The following is a 15862-nucleotide window of genomic DNA, read 5'->3' on the forward strand; positions in this document are numbered from 1 at the left end:
CTGTGACTGATGTTCCAGGGGCTTCCCAATCCACTGCTGGCGCGCTTTACGTGGTGGCCACGCCCATCGGCAACCTGGATGACATGAGTGCGCGGGCACTGAAAGTGCTCAGTGATGTGGCCCTGATTGCCGCAGAGGACACCCGTCATTCGATTCGTTTGCTGCAGCACTTTGGCATCAATACACCTTTGGCAGCTTGCCATGAGCACAACGAGCGGGATGAAGGCAGTCGCTTTCTCACCCGATTGCTGGCAGGTGATAACGTTGCGTTGATCTCTGATGCCGGCACGCCGCTGATTTCCGATCCGGGCTATCACCTGGTGCGCCAGGCGCGTGCCGCGGGTATTGCTGTGGTGCCGGTGCCGGGCGCTTGTGCCTTGGTTGCCGCGTTGTCGGCAGCGGGGCTGCCTTCTGACCGGTTCATCTTTGAGGGGTTCCTGCCAGCCAAGGCAGTCGGCCGGCGGGCACGTCTAAGTCAGGTCAAGGAAGAGCCGCGCACCCTGATCTTCTATGAAGCGCCACACCGTATTCTGGAGTGCTTGCAAGACATGGAAGAGGTGTTTGGTGCAGAGCGCCCAGCGTTGCTGGCCCGTGAGCTGACCAAGACCTTTGAAACCCTCAAGGGGCTGCCACTGGGTGAGCTGCGTGCGTTCGTCGAGGCTGACAGCAATCAGCAGCGTGGCGAGTGCGTGGTGCTGGTCGCGGGCTGGACCGCGCCGGAAGACGAGCAGGCCGTCAGTAGCGAGGCGATGCGTGTGCTCGACCTGCTGCTGGCGGAGATGCCGCTCAAGCGGGCGGCGGCACTGGCGGCGGAAATTACCGGGGTGCGCAAGAATGTGCTGTATCAGGCGGCCCTGGAAAAACAGAAAGACAAATAGTGGCTTGGTGCTACTATTTGTTTTATCGCTTGTTCTTGAGCGCCGCTGCCGTTAACCTTTGCGGCGGAGAGTCGATCGGACAGTCGCTGCCTTCTTTTGTTCCGCAAAAGAGGGGGGAGGAAAGTCCGGGCTCCATAGGGCAGAGTGCCAGGTAACGCCTGGGGGGCGCGAGCCTACGGAAAGTGCCACAGAAAACAACCGCCTAAGCACTTCGGTGCCGGTAAGGGTGAAAAGGTGCGGTAAGAGCGCACCGCACGACTGGCAACAGTTCGTGGCTAGGTAAACCCCACTCGGAGCAAGACCAAATAGGGTTCCATATGGCGCGGCCCGCGTTGGAACCGGGTAGGTTGCTAAAGGTGTCCAGTGATGGCCATCGTAGAGGAATGACTGTCCTCGACAGAACCCGGCTTACAGATCGACTCTCCACCTCTTCCCCTCCTGCTTGAATCGATAGCAGATGTGTCTTTGTAATACCGAAAAAATCTTACTCTTAATAAATCACTTTAACTTCGGACTCTATTTGTCTGTATGGGTTTGATTTTTTTCGTCAAAAACCTCTCCGCTTTGTCGTTTCTTCTTCCTACATTGCGCTAAATCTCCGATCTGTAAGGGATTTCCTTATAAGCGTGCCTTGACGGTGTGGTAGGCGGATTCCTATAGTGTGCGCAAGTGGCAGAAAGTGGCATGAAGTGGGTTTTCTGAACACAAAAAAGCAAACAAGTGGGGAATCGCAGCCGTGTTCCGCGGAGCAAACGCCATCAACCTCGACGCAAAGGGCCGTCTCGCAATGCCGAGCCGGTACCGTGACGAGCTCGATTCGCGTAGTTCCGGGCAGTTGATTGTGACGATCGACGCGGTGGATCCCTGCTTATGTGTATACCCGCTCGATGAGTGGGAGCTGATTGAAGCCAAGTTGCGCGCCTTGCCGTCATTGCGTGAAGAGAACCGTCGCCTGCAGCGTCTGCTGATCGGCAATGCGGTGGATCTGGAGCTTGATGGCAGTGGGCGCTTCTTGGTGCCTCCGCGTTTGCGTGAATACGCCAAGCTCGACAAGAAGGCGATGCTGGTAGGGCAACTGAACAAATTTCAACTGTGGGATGAGGATGCCTGGAACGCAGTTTCGGCAGCCGATCTTGCAGCTATTCAACAACCGGGCGCCATGCCTGATGAACTGCGTGATTTGATCCTGTGACTATAGATAGCGGCTTTAACCACATCACCGTACTGCTTGACGAAGCCGTTGAGGCTCTCGCCGTACGCGACGATGGCTGCTATCTGGATGGCACCTTCGGGCGTGGCGGTCACAGTCGGCTGATCCTCAGCAAGCTCGGGCCGCAGGGCCGGCTGCTGGGTTTTGACAAGGATCCTCAAGCGATTGCCACTGGGCAAGCGCTGGCGGCCGAAGACGGCCGCTTTGTCATTGTGCAGCGCAGTTTTGCCGAGCTGGGCGATGAGGTTGCCCAGCGTGGGCTGGCGGGCAAAGTCAGCGGCATCTTGATGGACCTGGGCGTGTCGTCGCCACAGCTTGATGACCCCGAGCGCGGTTTCAGTTTCCTCAATGACGGTCCGCTGGACATGCGTATGGACCCGAGTCGTGGCATTAGCGCCGCTGAGTTCATCGCCACTGCCCCGGCCGAAGAAATCGCCCGTGTATTCAAAGAATATGGCGAAGAGCGCTTTGCCAAGCGTATGGCCAATGCAGTGGTGGCGCGTCGCGAAATTCAGCCGTTTGAACGCACCGCTGACCTGGCCGAAGTGCTCAAGGTTGCCAACCCTGCCTGGGAAAAGGGCAAGAACCCGGCAACCCGCGCCTTCCAGGGCCTGCGTATTCACGTAAACAATGAACTCGGCGACCTTGAGGCTGGCCTTGAGGCCGCGCTTGAAGCGTTGGAAGTCGGTGGGCGTCTGGTAGTGATCAGCTTCCATTCCCTGGAAGACCGTATCGTCAAACTGTTCATGCGCAAGCTGGTCAAGGGTGAGTCCGACAACCTGCCGCGCAACCTGCCGGTGCAGCACAAGCATTTCGAGCCGAAGATCAAGGTCCACGGTAAGGCCCAGTTCGCCTCCGAAGCCGAGCTCAAGGCCAACCCGCGTTCACGCAGTGCGGTCATGCGCGTTGCCGAGAAGCTGCGGTGAGCCGCTTGTTCGCCAAGCCTTTGCCAGGCGGAAGCTTCCTGATGCTTCTGCTGTTCATTGCCGTGCTCGTTTCATCGGTAGCGGTGTCGTACAGCGCGCACTGGAACCGTCAGTTGCTCAACACCCTGTACGGTGAACTCAGCGAGCGCGACAAGGCCCAGGCCGAGTGGGGCCGGTTGATTCTTGAGCAAAGCACCTGGACTGCCCACAGTCGCATCGAGAACCTGGCCAGCGAACAACTGCAGATGCGCATTCCTGCCGCCGATGAAGTACGGATGGTGGCGCCATGATGAAGCTCGAAGGCGCCCTCTACCCGTGGCGGTTCCGCGTGGTCATCGCCTTGTTGGCATTGATGGTCGGCGCGATTGCCTGGCGCATCATCGACCTGCAGGTGGTTGACCGTGACTTCCTCAAAGGTCAGGGCGACGCTCGCAGCCTGCGTCATATCCCGATTCCTGCGCACCGCGGGTTGATCACCGACCGTAACGGTGAACCCTTGGCGGTCAGTACGCCGGTCACCACCCTGTGGGCCAACCCCAAGGAAATGCAGGCCTATAAGGACCGCTGGCCAGCCTTGGCCGCCGCCCTCAAGCAGAGCCCGCAACAGTTGGCCCAGCGCCTGGAACAACAAGCCAGCAAGGAATTCATCTACCTGGTGCGGGGTTTGACCCCGGAACAAGGGCAGGTGATCCTCGATCTGAAAATTCCTGGTGTCTACGGCATCGAGGAATTTCGGCGTTTCTACCCGGCCGGCGATGTCGCCGCGCACATGGTCGGCTTTACCGACCTTGATGACCACGGTCGAGAAGGGGTCGAGCTTGCGTATGACGAATGGCTCGCTGGGGTACCCGGCAAGCGGCAAGTCATCAAGGACCGGCGTGGCCGGTTGATTAAAGACATCCAGGTGACCAAAAACGCCAAGGCCGGAAAGACCTTGGCGTTGTCCATCGACCTGCGCCTGCAATACCTGGCCACCCGTGAACTGCGCAACGCCATTGCCGAGCAGGAAGCCAAAGCCGGCAGTCTGGTGATTCTCGACGTTAAAACCGGTGAAGTGCTGGCCATGGTCAACCAGCCCACCTACAACCCGAACAACCGTCGCAGCATGTTCCCGGCGGCCATGCGTAACCGCGCAATCATCGACGTGTTCGAGCCCGGTTCCACGGTCAAGCCGTTGTCCATGAGTGCTGCTCTGCAAAGCGGGCGCTGGAAGCCGACCGACAAGGTTGAAGTGTATCCGGGCACCTTGCAGCTGGGCCGTTACACCATTCGTGACGTATCGCGCAGTGAAGGTCCGATCCTCGACCTGACTGGCATTCTGATCAATTCCAGTAACGTCGGCATGAGCAAGATCGCCTTCGATATCGGTGGTGAATCGATCTACCGGGTGATGTCCCAGCTCGGCCTGGGCCAATACACCGGTCTGGGCTTCCCAGGTGAGCGGGTCGGTAACCTGCCTAATCACCGCGAGTGGCGCAAGGCCGAAACGGCAACGCTGTCCTATGGCTATGGCCTGTCGGTGACCGCCTTGCAACTGGTTCATGCGTACGCTGCGCTGGCCAACGACGGCAAGATGGTGCCGCTGAGCATCCTTAAGGTCGACAAGGCGCCGGAGTCCACGCAGGTCGTGCCGGTGGACGTCGCCAAGACTATCCAAGGTATGGTCCAGCAGGTTATTGAAGCGCCGCGCGGTGTGTTCCGTGCCCAGGTGCCGTTCTATCACGTGGGCGGCAAGAGTGGTACGGCGCGTAAGGCGACCATCGGTTCCAAAGGTTACACCGAGAATTCTTACCGCTCGTTGTTCGCCGGTTTCGGCCCGATGAGCGATCCGCGTTACGCCGTGGTGGTGGTCATCGACGAGCCGAGCAAGGGCGGCTACTTCGGTGGCCTGGTCTCGGCGCCAGTCTTTAGCAAGGTCATGTCCGGCACGTTGCGCCTGATGAATATTCCGCCGGATAACCTACCGCCGGCGACACCACAGCAGCAGGTTGATGCTGCGCCCGCCAAAGGAGGGCGTGGATAATGACGATGCCGTTGAGCAAACTTTTCGCCCAGGCCAGCCGCGATCCGTTGATCCGCGAGCTGACCCTGGACAGCCGTAACATTCGCCCAGGTGACCTGTTCCTGGCGGTGCCAGGTGCGCAGGTGGATGGTCGCGACCATATTGCCGACGCGCTCAAGCGCGGCGCGGCTGCAGTCGCTTATGAAGCGCAGGGCGCCACCGTGCTGCCAATCACGGAAGCACCGCTGATTCCGGTCAAGGGCCTGATTGCCCAGCTCTCGGACATTGCCGGGCGCTTCTATGGCGAACCGAGCCGTCAGCTGGATCTGGTGGGGGTCACGGGCACCAACGGCAAGACCAGCGTTACGCAACTGGTTGCCCAGGCATTGGACAAGCTCGGTCAGCGCTGCGGCCTGATCGGCACGCTTGGTACCGGCTTTTATGGCGAACTGCAAAGCGGTCGGCTGACCACGCCTGATCCGATTGCGGTGCAGGCAACCCTGAATGACTTGAAGAAGGGTGGGGCGAAAGCTGTCGCCATGGAGGTCTCCTCCCATGCCCTGGATCAGGGTCGGGTTGCCGCCCTGGAATTCGATATCGCAGTGATGACCAACCTGTCGCGTGATCATCTGGATTACCACGGCAGCATGCAGGCATATGAAGACGCCAAGGCGCGCCTGTTCGCCTGGCCGAACCTGCGCTGCCGGGTGGTTAATCTCGACGATGACTTCGGTCGTCGCCTGGCCGCTGAGCAGGCCGAGTCGCGCCTGATCAGCTACAGCCTCAAAGACAGCGCCGCTTCGCTGTATTGCCGCGAAGCGCATTTTGACGACGACGGCGTGCGCGCCGTGATCGTCACCGCCCAGGGTGAGCGCACCTTGCGCAGCCGACTGCTCGGCCGTTTCAACCTGAGCAACATGCTGGCGGCCGTCGGTACTCTGCTGGCGCTGGACTATGCGCTGGATGAAATTCTCAAGGTCACCCCGTTGCTGGAAGGGCCGATTGGCCGCATGCAGCGCCTCGGCGGTGGCAGTAAGCCGTTGGTAGTAGTTGATTACGCACACACGCCGGACGCATTGGAGCAGGTGCTGCAAGCACTGCGTCCGCACGCCAAGGGCCAGTTGCTGTGCCTGTTCGGCTGCGGCGGTGATCGTGATCGCGGCAAGCGTCCATTGATGGCCGAAGTGGCAGAGCGCCTGGCTGATCGCGTCTTGGTGACCGATGACAACCCGCGTAGCGAAGACCCGCAGCAAATTTTTGCCGACATCCGTCCAGGCTTTGTCCAGGTTGATGCCGTCGAGTTCGTTACTGGCCGTGGCGCGGCCATTGCCCAGCTGATTGCTGGCGCCGCGGCTGATGATGTCATCGTCCTGGCCGGCAAGGGCCACGAGGACTATCAGGAGATCAACGGCCAGCGCCACGATTTTTCCGATCTGGTCGAAGCCGAGAAAGCACTCGCTGTCTGGGAGGTTGCTGATGCTTAAGCCCTTGACCCTCAGTCAGTTGACCGCCGCTCTGCAGGGACGTCTGGTGGGTGACGATGCAACCTTCACCGGAGTCAGCATCGACAGCCGCGCAATCGTTGCCGGGCAGTTGTTCGTCGCCCTGGCCGGCCCACGTTTCGATGGCCACGATTACCTCAATGACGTGCAGGCCAAGGGCGCCGTGGCGGCCCTGGTCGAGCGCGAAGTGCCCGGTAGCGATTTGCCGCAACTGCTGGTTGCCGATTGCCGGCTGGCCTTGGGGCAACTCGGTGCACTCAATCGCGCTGCGTTCGACAAGCCGGTCGCCGCCATCACCGGTTCCAGCGGCAAAACCACGGTCAAGGAAATGCTTGCCAGCATCCTGCGCACCCGTGGTCAGGTCCTGGCTACGCGCGGCAACCTGAACAACGACCTTGGTGCGCCGCTGACGCTGCTCGAAATCGCTCCGGAGCATACCGCTGCGGTCATCGAGCTGGGCGCTTCGCGCATTGGCGAGATCGCCTACACCGTTGGCTTGACCAAGCCGCAGGTAGCGCTGATCAACAATGCCGGAACTGCTCATGTTGGCGAGTTCGGCGGGCCAGAGAAGATTGTCGAAGCCAAAGGCGAAATCCTTGAAGGTCTGGATCAGAATGGCGTTGCCGTATTGAACCTTGATGACAAAGCCTTTGGCATCTGGAAACAGCGCGCTGGTAATCGTGCGGTGCAAACGTTCGCGCTGCACAACAGCGCAGCGGATTTTCACGCGGGCAATATCGCTCATGATGAGCGTGGCTGCCCGTCGTTCGACCTGCACAGCCCCTTGGGTGTAGCGCGGGTCCAGCTCAATCTGCTCGGCAGCCATAACGTCAGCAATGCGCTGGCCGCTGCTGCCGCTGCGCATGCCTTTGGTCTGACACTGGACGGTATTGTCCAGGGCTTGAATGCCGTGCAACCGGTCAAGGGCCGCACTGTGGTGCAGATGGCACCGAACGGGGTGCGGGTAATTGATGACACTTACAATGCAAACCCCACCTCCATGTGCGCTGCCGTTGATATACTCGCCGGCTTTTCCGGACGCACCGTCCTGGTGCTCGGGGATATCGGCGAATTGGGCCAGTGGGCTGAGGAAGGACATCGGCAGGTAGGCGAGTACGCCAAGGACAAGGTTTCGGCACTGTATGCCGTGGGCTCGAACATGACGCACGCAGTCGCAGCGTTCGGTGCCAATGCCCAACATTTCGCTAATCAAGCTGACCTGATCGCCGCCGTTCGCGCCGCCGAGCAGGCCACCAATACCACTATTTTGATCAAGGGTTCGCGCAGCGCTGCGATGGAGAACGTCGTGGTGGCTTTGTGCGGTTCCAGCGGGGAGAAACATTAATGCTGCTGCTGCTGGCTGAGTATCTGCAACAGTTCTACAAAGGCTTCGCGGTCTTTCAGTACCTGTCCCTGCGTGGGATTCTGGGTGTACTGACCGCGTTGTCGCTGGCCCTGTGGTTGGGCCCCTGGATGATTCGTACCCTGCAGATTCGCCAGATTGGCCAAGCGGTTCGTAACGACGGCCCGCAATCGCACCTGTCCAAGTCCGGCACCCCGACCATGGGTGGCGCATTGATTCTTTCAGCCATCGGTATCAGCACTCTGCTGTGGGCTGACCTGACCAACCGCTACGTGTGGGTGGTATTGATCGTTACCCTGCTGTTTGGCGCCATTGGCTGGGTCGATGACTACCGCAAGGTGATCGAGAAGAACTCGCGCGGCCTGCCAAGCCGCTGGAAATATTTCTGGCAGTCGGTGTTTGGCCTCGGTGCGGCGATCTTCCTTTATATGACTGCACCGACCAGCGTCGAAACCACGCTGATCGTGCCAATGCTCAAGGATGTCACCATCCCGCTGGGGATCGGTTTCGTGGTCCTGACCTACTTCGTCATCGTCGGTTCGAGCAACGCCGTGAACCTGACTGATGGCCTCGATGGCCTGGCGATCATGCCGACGGTCATGGTCGGTGGTGCCCTGGGTATCTTCTGCTACCTGTCGGGTAACGTGAAATTCGCCGAATACCTGCTGATTCCTTACGTGCCGGGCGCCGGTGAGTTGATCGTGTTCTGCGGCGCATTGATCGGTGCCGGTCTGGGTTTTCTCTGGTTCAACACCTATCCGGCGCAAGTGTTCATGGGCGACGTCGGTGCCCTGGCACTGGGTGCTGCACTGGGCACCATTGCGGTCATCGTGCGCCAGGAAATCGTCCTGTTCATCATGGGCGGCGTGTTCGTCATGGAGACCCTCTCGGTGGTGATCCAGGTGGCCTCGTTCAAGTTGACCGGCAAGCGAGTGTTTCGCATGGCCCCGATCCATCACCACTTTGAACTCAAGGGTTGGCCCGAGCCACGGGTGATCGTCCGCTTCTGGATTATCACTGTGATTCTGGTGCTGATCGGCCTTGCCACCCTGAAACTGAGGTAGAAACGCGTGTCACTGATCGCTTCTGACCACTTCCGCATCGTTGTCGGCCTCGGCAAGAGCGGCATGTCCCTGGTTCGCTTCCTGGCGAACCGGGGCGTTGCCTTTGCGGTCGCCGACACCCGTGAGCAACCCCCGGAACTGGAAACCCTGCGCCGTGATTACCCGCAGGTGGAAGTGCGCTGTGGCGAACTGGACGTCGAGTTTCTCTGCCGCGCTGACGAACTGTATGTCAGCCCTGGCCTGGCACTGGCGACACCGGCCTTGCAGCAAGCCGCTGCCCGCGGCGTGAAACTGTCCGGTGACATCGAACTGTTCGCCCGCAATGCCAAGGCGCCGATCATCGCCATCAGCGGCTCCAATGCGAAAAGCACGGTGACCACTTTGGTCGGCGAAATGGCCGCTGCGGCCGGCAAGTGTGTGGCGGTGGGTGGCAACCTCGGTACCCCGGCGCTGGACCTGCTCAGCGATGACGTCGAGTTGTATGTCATGGAACTGTCGAGTTTCCAGCTGGAAACCACCGACCAGCTCAATGCTGAAGTCGCCACCGTGCTCAACGTCAGCGAAGACCACATGGACCGCTACAGCGGCCTGCCGGCCTACCACTTGGCCAAGCACCGGATTTTCCGTGGTGCACGGCAAGTGGTGGTCAACCGCCAGGACGCGCTCAGCCGTCCGCTGCTGGCCGAGGGCCAACCGTTGTGGACCTTCGGTCTCAATGCACCTGACTTCAAGGCCTTTGGCCTGCGCGAAGAGAACGGTGAGAAATACCTGGCCTTTGAGTTCCAGAACCTGATGCCGGTTCGTGAATTGAAGATTCGTGGCGCCCATAACCAGTCCAACGCCCTGGCGGCATTGGCCCTGGGTCATGCCGTTGGCCTGCCGATGGATGCCATGCTCTCCAGCCTGCGCACCTTTGCCGGTCTTGCCCATCGTTGCCAATGGTTACGTGAGCGCAACGGTGTGAGCTGGTATGACGATTCCAAGGCCACCAACGTCGGTGCGGCGCTGGCCGCCATCGAAGGCCTGGGTGCCGATATCGACGGCAAGCTGATACTGGTTGCCGGTGGCGATGGCAAAGGCGCTGACTTCAGCGCCTTGCGTGCACCGGTTGCCGCTCACTGCCGCGCAGTGGTGTTGCTCGGCCGCGACGCTGAGCTGTTGGCTCAAGCGCTGGGTGATGAAGTACCACTGATTCGGGTCAAGACCCTCGATGAAGCCGTACAGCGTTCGGCCGAGTTGGCTCAGCCTGGCGATGCCGTGCTGCTGTCGCCGGCGTGCGCCAGTCTCGACATGTTCAAGAATTTTGAAGAGCGTGGGCGCCTGTTCGCTCAAGCCGTAGGAGGGCTGGCATGATCTTCGGCATGATCAAGCCCTATCCGTCGCCGCTGATCAGCGGTCGCGGTGTCGACCTCGATTTCGCCATGCTCGCCGGGTGCCTGGCGCTGCTCGGCCTCGGCCTGGTGATGATCACCTCGGCCTCTTCGGAAGTCGCCGCGGTGCAGTCGGGTAATCCGCTGTATCACATGTTCCGCCACCTGGTGTATGTGGCCATTGGTGTGTTCGCCTGCATCGTCACCATGATGGTGCCGATCGCCACCTGGCAGAAGATGGGCTTCACCATGCTGGTCGGCGCCTTTGCCTTGCTGGTGATGGTGCTGATTCCGGGCATTGGTCGCGAAGTGAACGGTTCGATGCGCTGGATCGGTTTCAGCTTCTTTAACGTCCAGCCCTCGGAAATCGCCAAGGTCTTCGTGGTCATTTACCTGGCCGGTTACCTGGTGCGGCGTCAGACCGAGGTGCGTGAAAGCTGGATGGGCTTCTTCAAACCGTTCATCGTCCTGCTGCCCATGGCAGGCCTGTTGCTGATGGAGCCGGACTTCGGTGCCACGGTCGTGATGATGGGCGCGGCAGCCGCGATGTTGTTCCTCGGCGGGGTGGGGTTGTTCCGCTTCAGCTTGATGGTGGTGTTGGCGGTGGGCGCAGTGTTTGTTCTGGTTCAGGCCCAGCCCTACCGGATGGCGCGTCTGATTACTTTTACCGATCCCTGGTCTGATCAGTTCGGTTCCGGTTACCAGCTGACCCAGGCGCTGATCGCCTTCGGTCGTGGCGAGTGGCTCGGCGTTGGCCTGGGCAACAGTGTACAGAAGCAGTTCTACCTGCCTGAAGCGCACACTGACTTCGTGTTTTCGGTGTTGGCTGAAGAGCTGGGCGTCGTTGGCTCGCTGGTTACCGTGGCGCTGTTCGTGTTCGTCACCGTACGTGCTTTGTACATCGGCTTGTGGGCCGAGAAAGCCAAGCAGTTCTTTGCTGCCTACATGGCCTTTGGTCTGGCCTTCCTGTGGATTGGTCAGTTCCTGATCAACATCGGCGTAAACGTCGGCCTGCTGCCGACCAAGGGTCTGACCCTGCCGTTCCTCAGCTACGGCGGTAGCTCGCTGGTGATCTGCTGCGCCTGTGTTGGACTGTTGCTGCGGATCGAATGGGAGAGTCGCACCCACTTGGGCAGCGAAGAACACGAATTTGATGAAAGCGATTTTGCCGAGGAGCCACATCATGGCCGCTGACGGCAAGAATGTACTGATCATGGCTGGCGGCACCGGTGGACACGTGTTCCCGGCCCTGGCCTGCGCCCGTGAGTTCCAGGCGCGCGGTTACAGCGTGCACTGGCTGGGCACCCCGCGTGGTATCGAAAACGAACTGGTGCCCCAGGCGGGCTTGCCGCTGCACCTGATCCAGGTCACCGGCCTGCGTGGCAAGGGCAAGCTGTCGCTGCTCAAGGCACCGTTCACCCTGATCAAGGCGGTGTTGCAGGCGCGGCGCATCATTGCCCAGCTCAAGCCGGTTTGTGTGGTTGGCTTCGGTGGGTATGTGACTGGCCCTGGCGGTGTTGCCGCCAAGCTGTGCGGCGTGCCTGTCGTGGTGCACGAGCAAAATGCCCGCGCCGGTACCGCCAATCGGCTGCTGGTGCCGTTGGCCGGCCGAGTCTGCGAAGCTTTCCCCGGCACATTTGCCACATCGGACAAGTTGCGTACCACCGGCAATCCGGTGCGCAGCGAACTGTTCATGGACACCCCACGCGAGTCGCTGGACGCACGTCGGCCACGCTTGCTGGTGCTGGGCGGAAGCCTGGGCGCCGAACCGCTGAACAAATTGCTGCCTCAAGCCTTGGCCCAGGTGCCCGCGGACGTTCGTCCCGAGGTATTCCACCAGGCAGGTAAACAGCATGACCAGATTACCGCCGAGCGTTACCGCGAAGCTGGAGTCGAGGCTCAGGTAGAGCCGTTCATCAAGGACATGGCCAAGGCATACGCCTGGGCCGATCTGGTGGTCTGCCGCGCCGGCGCGCTGACCGTCAGTGAGCTGGCTGCGGCCGGCTTGCCATCGATGCTGGTGCCATTGCCCCATGCCATCGACGATCACCAGACCCACAACGCTCATTATCTGGCCCGCGAAGGCGCTGCCTTCCTGATGCCACAAGCGACAACTGGCGCAGCGCAACTCGCTGAACGCCTGAACGAGGTGCTGATGCAACCGGAAAAACTCACCACCATGGCCGCCACTGCCCGGCGCCTGGCAAAACCCGCGGCCACCCGCACCGTGGTCGATATCTGTCTGGAGGTGGCCCATGGTTGAAAGCAAGAAAGCCATGCCACAACCGGAAATGCGCCGTATCCGCCGCATCCATTTCGTCGGTATCGGCGGCGTGGGTATGTGCGGGATCGCTGAGGTCTTGCTGAACCTGGGTTACCAGGTCTCGGGCTCCGACCTCAAGACCTCGGCCGTCACCGAGCGCCTGGAATCCTTTGGTGCGCAAATCTTCATCGGCCACCGTGCCGAGAACGCCGCCAGCGCTGATGTGCTGGTGGTCTCCAGCGCCATCAATACCTCCAACCCGGAAGTTGCCACCGCGCTTGAGCGGCGGATCCCGGTGGTGCCACGTGCCGAAATGCTGGCTGAGTTGATGCGCTACCGCCACGGCATCGCGGTCGCCGGTACCCATGGCAAGACCACCACCACCAGCTTGCTGGCCTCGGTGTTTGCCGCCGGAGGCCTGGACCCGACCTTTGTCATCGGTGGTCGTCTGAATGCAGCAGGTACCAATGCCCAGCTCGGTACCAGCCGTTATCTGATCGCCGAAGCCGACGAAAGTGACGCCAGCTTTCTGCACCTGCAGCCGCTGGTAGCGGTGGTCACCAACATCGACGCCGACCACATGGCAACCTACGAAGGCGACTTCAACAAGTTGAAGAAAACCTTCGTTGAGTTCCTGCACAACCTGCCGTTCTACGGCCTGGCGGTGATGTGCCTGGACGATCCGGTGGTGCGTGAGATCCTGCCGCAGGTCAAGCGTCCGGCGGTCACGTATGGTTTCAGCGAAGAAGCCGACGTGCGTGCGATCAATGTTCGTCAGTCAGGCATGCAGACTCACTTCACCGTGCTGCGCCGCGACCGCGAGCCGCTGGATGTGTCGGTCAACATGCCGGGCAACCACAATGTGCTCAACGCCCTGGCGACCATCGCCATTGCCACTGACGAAGGCATCAGCGATGCGGCCATCGTCCAGGGCCTGTCCGGGTTCCAAGGGGTAGGGCGACGCTTCCAGGTCTACGGCGAGTTGCCGGTGGACGGTGGCAGCGTGATGTTGGTCGACGACTACGGTCACCACCCGACGGAAGTGGCGGCGGTGATCAAGGCGGTGCGCGGTGGCTGGCCGGAGCGGCGCCTGGTGATGGTGTATCAACCACACCGTTACAGCCGCACCCGTGACCTGTACGACGATTTCGTTCAGGTTCTGGCCGATGCCAACGTGTTGCTGCTGATGGAAGTCTATCCGGCCGGTGAAGAGCCGATCCCGGGGGCTGATAGCCGTCAGCTGTGCCACAGCATTCGTCAGCGCGGTCAGCTCGACCCGATCTACATCGAACGTGGCATTGAGCTTGCACCATTGGTCAAGCCGCTGCTGCGTACTGGCGACATCCTGCTGTGCCAGGGGGCCGGTGATATCGGTGGCCTGGCCCCGCAATTACTCAAGAGTCCGTTGTTCGCTGGTGCTGTTGCCAGTCAGGGGAAGTCGAAATGACTGTGAACGCCTACGAAAAATTGCACTCCACTATTGCTGTGAAAGACTTTGGCCGCGTCGCCGTGCTCTACGGTGGCAAGAGTGCCGAGCGTGAGGTGTCGCTGAAATCCGGCGCAGCAGTGATCGACGCGCTGACCAGCGCTGGTGTCGACGTGGTTGCCATCGATGTCGGTGACGACCTGCTCGATCGTCTGCAGAGCGAGAAGATCGATCGCGCCTTCATCATCCTTCACGGTCGTGGCGGTGAAGACGGCAGCATGCAGGGCCTGCTCGAATGCCTGGGCATTCCTTACACCGGTAGTGGCATCCTTGCCTCGGCCCTGGCCATGGACAAGCTGCGCACCAAGCAGGTGTGGCAGAGCCTGGGGATTCCAACGCCGCGTCACGCCGTGCTGAGCAGCGAAGCTGACTGTATTTTGGCGGGCACGGAACTGGGCTTCCCTTTGATCGTCAAACCGGCCCATGAAGGTTCCAGTATCGGTATGGCGAAAGTGACCAGCGTCGATGAATTGATCGCCGCCTGGAAGGACGCCGCCACCTACGATTCGCAAGTGTTGGTCGAACAATGGATTCATGGTCCGGAGTTCACTATCGCGACCCTGCGTGGTCAGGTGTTGCCACCGATCGCCCTGGGCACGCCGCACACGTTCTACGACTACGACGCCAAGTACCTGGCTTCCGATACCCAGTACCGGATTCCTTGTGGCTTGAGCGCTGAAAAGGAACAAGAACTGATCGAACTGACTGCCCGTGCCTGTGACGCCGTTGGCATCGCAGGCTGGGGGCGGCTGGATGTCATGCAGGATGAGCAGGGTAATTTCTGGCTGCTCGAAGTCAACACCGCACCAGGCATGACTGATCACAGCCTGGTCCCTATGGCGGCACGCGCGGCCGGCCTGGACTTCCAGCAGTTAGTGCTGGCGATCCTGGCGGCCAGCGCCCCGGCGCGAGGTTAAACCCATGCAAGGCGCGATGTTACGTCATCAGCAACCCGCCACCGGCCGCAGCAAGCCGGTGCCGCGTGGTGCCAGCCGGATGGTGGCCAAAGAGCCGCTGTCGGCGCGCCTGCCCAAGGCCAACTTCAGCGTCTTCAAGCGCCTGCTCTGGCCGGTGCTGCTGGTTGTCGCCGGTTTTGGCGCCTACGAAGGTGCGCAACGGTTGATGCCGTACGCCGACCGGCCGATCACCAAGATCGCCGTGCAGGGTGATCTGAGTTACATCAGCCAGCAAGCGGTGCAGCAACGCATTGCCCCGTATGTGGCTGCCAGCTTCTTCACTGTCGACCTGGCCAGCATGCGCGCGGAACTGGAGAAGATGCCGTGGATCGCCCATGCCGAAGTGCGTCGGGTCTGGCCGGATGAAGTCGTGATCCGTCTGGAAGAACAGTTGCCGGTCGCGCGTTGGGGCGAAGAAGCCTTGCTCAATAACCAGGGCCAGGCCTTTACCCCGCGCGAGCTGGCCAACTACGAGCACCTGCCGCAGCTGTTCGGGCCGCAGCGGGCGCAGCAACAAGTGATGCAGCAATATCAGGTACTGAGCCAGATGTTGCGGCCAATGGGCTTTTCGATTGCCCGGCTGGAAGTGCGCGAGCGCGGCAGCTGGTTCCTGACCACCGGCGCTGGCAGCGCTGGGCCAGGTATCGAACTGCTGCTGGGGCGCGACCATCTGGTGGAAAAAATGCGCCGCTTCATTGCCATTTACGACAAGACACTCAAAGAACAGATCACCAAAATCGCCCGCATCGATCTGCGTTACGCCAATGGCCTGGCCGTTGGCTGGCGGGAACCGATTGCACCGACGACGGCCCAACCCGCCGTTGCGAAGAATTAGAGAGAGG

14 protein-coding genes and 1 other RNA gene are annotated in these 15862 nt (G+C 60.7%); all 15 read left to right on the top strand.

The features are described from left to right. Positions 1-2: 2 nt before the first annotated feature. The 15 genes from rsmI to CX511_RS05320 all read left to right on the top strand — a co-directional run bounded on the left by rsmI (position 3) and on the right by CX511_RS05320 (position 15855). Positions 3-878 carry a 16S rRNA (cytidine(1402)-2'-O)-methyltransferase gene (rsmI, locus tag CX511_RS05250; protein ID WP_101293233.1) on the top strand — a complete coding sequence of 292 codons (876 nt, stop codon included), beginning with the start codon at positions 3-5 and terminating at the stop codon, positions 876-878. Positions 879-945: 67 nt separating this feature from the next. After that, an RNA gene (gene rnpB, locus CX511_RS05255) (RNase P RNA component class A) lies at positions 946-1305 on the top strand. A gap of 309 nt (positions 1306-1614) precedes the next feature. Then, a complete protein-coding gene (mraZ, locus tag CX511_RS05260) occupies positions 1615-2070 on the top strand; it encodes a division/cell wall cluster transcriptional repressor MraZ (protein ID WP_010220775.1) in 456 nt (151 codons plus the stop codon). Beyond that, positions 2067-3014, top strand: coding sequence for a 16S rRNA (cytosine(1402)-N(4))-methyltransferase RsmH (gene rsmH / locus CX511_RS05265; RefSeq protein WP_045183550.1), 948 nt, complete (start codon positions 2067-2069; stop codon positions 3012-3014). Before mraZ ends, rsmH begins: the two co-directional genes overlap by 4 nt. Further along, the gene (ftsL, locus tag CX511_RS05270; RefSeq protein WP_045183548.1) at positions 3011-3304 is read left to right on the top strand and encodes a cell division protein FtsL; all 294 of its coding nucleotides are present in this window, start codon (positions 3011-3013) and stop codon (positions 3302-3304) included. Before rsmH ends, ftsL begins: the two co-directional genes overlap by 4 nt. Further along, a complete protein-coding gene (locus tag CX511_RS05275) occupies positions 3304-5037 on the top strand; it encodes a peptidoglycan D,D-transpeptidase FtsI family protein (protein WP_177327772.1) in 1734 nt (577 codons plus the stop codon). The genes ftsL and CX511_RS05275 overlap by 1 nt, the downstream gene beginning before the upstream one ends. Continuing rightward, the gene (locus tag CX511_RS05280) at positions 5037-6500 is read left to right on the top strand and encodes a UDP-N-acetylmuramoyl-L-alanyl-D-glutamate--2,6-diaminopimelate ligase (RefSeq protein WP_101293234.1); all 1464 of its coding nucleotides are present in this window, start codon (positions 5037-5039) and stop codon (positions 6498-6500) included. The genes CX511_RS05275 and CX511_RS05280 overlap by 1 nt, the downstream gene beginning before the upstream one ends. After that, positions 6493-7863: a UDP-N-acetylmuramoyl-tripeptide--D-alanyl-D-alanine ligase gene (locus CX511_RS05285; protein ID WP_101293235.1), complete on the top strand. Its 1371-nt coding sequence runs from the start codon at positions 6493-6495 to the stop codon at positions 7861-7863. The genes CX511_RS05280 and CX511_RS05285 overlap by 8 nt, the downstream gene beginning before the upstream one ends. Beyond that, a complete protein-coding gene (gene mraY, locus CX511_RS05290) occupies positions 7863-8945 on the top strand; it encodes a phospho-N-acetylmuramoyl-pentapeptide-transferase (protein ID WP_036996790.1) in 1083 nt (360 codons plus the stop codon). The genes CX511_RS05285 and mraY overlap by 1 nt, the downstream gene beginning before the upstream one ends. A 6-nt stretch (positions 8946-8951) precedes the next feature. Continuing rightward, the gene (gene murD / locus CX511_RS05295) at positions 8952-10298 is read left to right on the top strand and encodes a UDP-N-acetylmuramoyl-L-alanine--D-glutamate ligase (protein WP_101293236.1); all 1347 of its coding nucleotides are present in this window, start codon (positions 8952-8954) and stop codon (positions 10296-10298) included. Further along, positions 10295-11509, top strand: coding sequence for a putative lipid II flippase FtsW (gene ftsW, locus CX511_RS05300; RefSeq protein ID WP_045183536.1), 1215 nt, complete (start codon positions 10295-10297; stop codon positions 11507-11509). Before murD ends, ftsW begins: the two co-directional genes overlap by 4 nt. Further along, a complete protein-coding gene (gene murG, locus CX511_RS05305) occupies positions 11499-12578 on the top strand; it encodes an undecaprenyldiphospho-muramoylpentapeptide beta-N-acetylglucosaminyltransferase (RefSeq protein ID WP_101293237.1) in 1080 nt (359 codons plus the stop codon). Before ftsW ends, murG begins: the two co-directional genes overlap by 11 nt. Then, complete coding sequence (murC, locus tag CX511_RS05310) at positions 12571-14025, top strand: UDP-N-acetylmuramate--L-alanine ligase (RefSeq protein WP_101293238.1); 1455 nt, start codon at positions 12571-12573, stop codon at positions 14023-14025. The genes murG and murC overlap by 8 nt, the downstream gene beginning before the upstream one ends. Next, on the top strand, positions 14022-14981 hold the full coding sequence (locus CX511_RS05315) for a D-alanine--D-alanine ligase (protein WP_045183529.1): 960 nt from the start codon (positions 14022-14024) through the stop codon (positions 14979-14981). The genes murC and CX511_RS05315 overlap by 4 nt, the downstream gene beginning before the upstream one ends. Before the next feature lie 4 nt (positions 14982-14985). After that, positions 14986-15855, top strand: a complete 870-nt coding sequence (locus CX511_RS05320) for a cell division protein FtsQ/DivIB (protein ID WP_045183526.1) — start codon at positions 14986-14988, stop codon at positions 15853-15855. Positions 15856-15862: the final 7 nt, after the last annotated feature.

It is taken from the genome of Pseudomonas sp. S06B 330 (assembly GCF_002845275.2).
GTDB lineage: Bacteria > Pseudomonadota > Gammaproteobacteria > Pseudomonadales > Pseudomonadaceae > Aquipseudomonas.

Bases quoted from the DNA above. Each gene is read 5' to 3' on its own strand.
- CX511_RS05275 (WP_177327772.1), top strand. From the start codon at position 3,304: ATGAAGCTCGAAGGCGCCCTCTACCCGTGGCGGTTCCGCGTGGTCATC.
- CX511_RS05280 (WP_101293234.1), top strand. From the start codon at position 5,037: ATGACGATGCCGTTGAGCAAACTTTTCGCCCAGGCCAGCCGCGATCCG.
- CX511_RS05285 (WP_101293235.1), top strand. From the start codon at position 6,493: ATGCTTAAGCCCTTGACCCTCAGTCAGTTGACCGCCGCTCTGCAGGGA.
- mraY (WP_036996790.1), top strand. From the start codon at position 7,863: ATGCTGCTGCTGCTGGCTGAGTATCTGCAACAGTTCTACAAAGGCTTC.
- ftsW (WP_045183536.1), top strand. From the start codon at position 10,295: ATGATCTTCGGCATGATCAAGCCCTATCCGTCGCCGCTGATCAGCGGT.
- murG (WP_101293237.1), top strand. From the start codon at position 11,499: ATGGCCGCTGACGGCAAGAATGTACTGATCATGGCTGGCGGCACCGGT.
- murC (WP_101293238.1), top strand. From the start codon at position 12,571: ATGGTTGAAAGCAAGAAAGCCATGCCACAACCGGAAATGCGCCGTATC.
- CX511_RS05315 (WP_045183529.1), top strand. From the start codon at position 14,022: ATGACTGTGAACGCCTACGAAAAATTGCACTCCACTATTGCTGTGAAA.
- CX511_RS05320 (WP_045183526.1), top strand. From the start codon at position 14,986: ATGCAAGGCGCGATGTTACGTCATCAGCAACCCGCCACCGGCCGCAGC.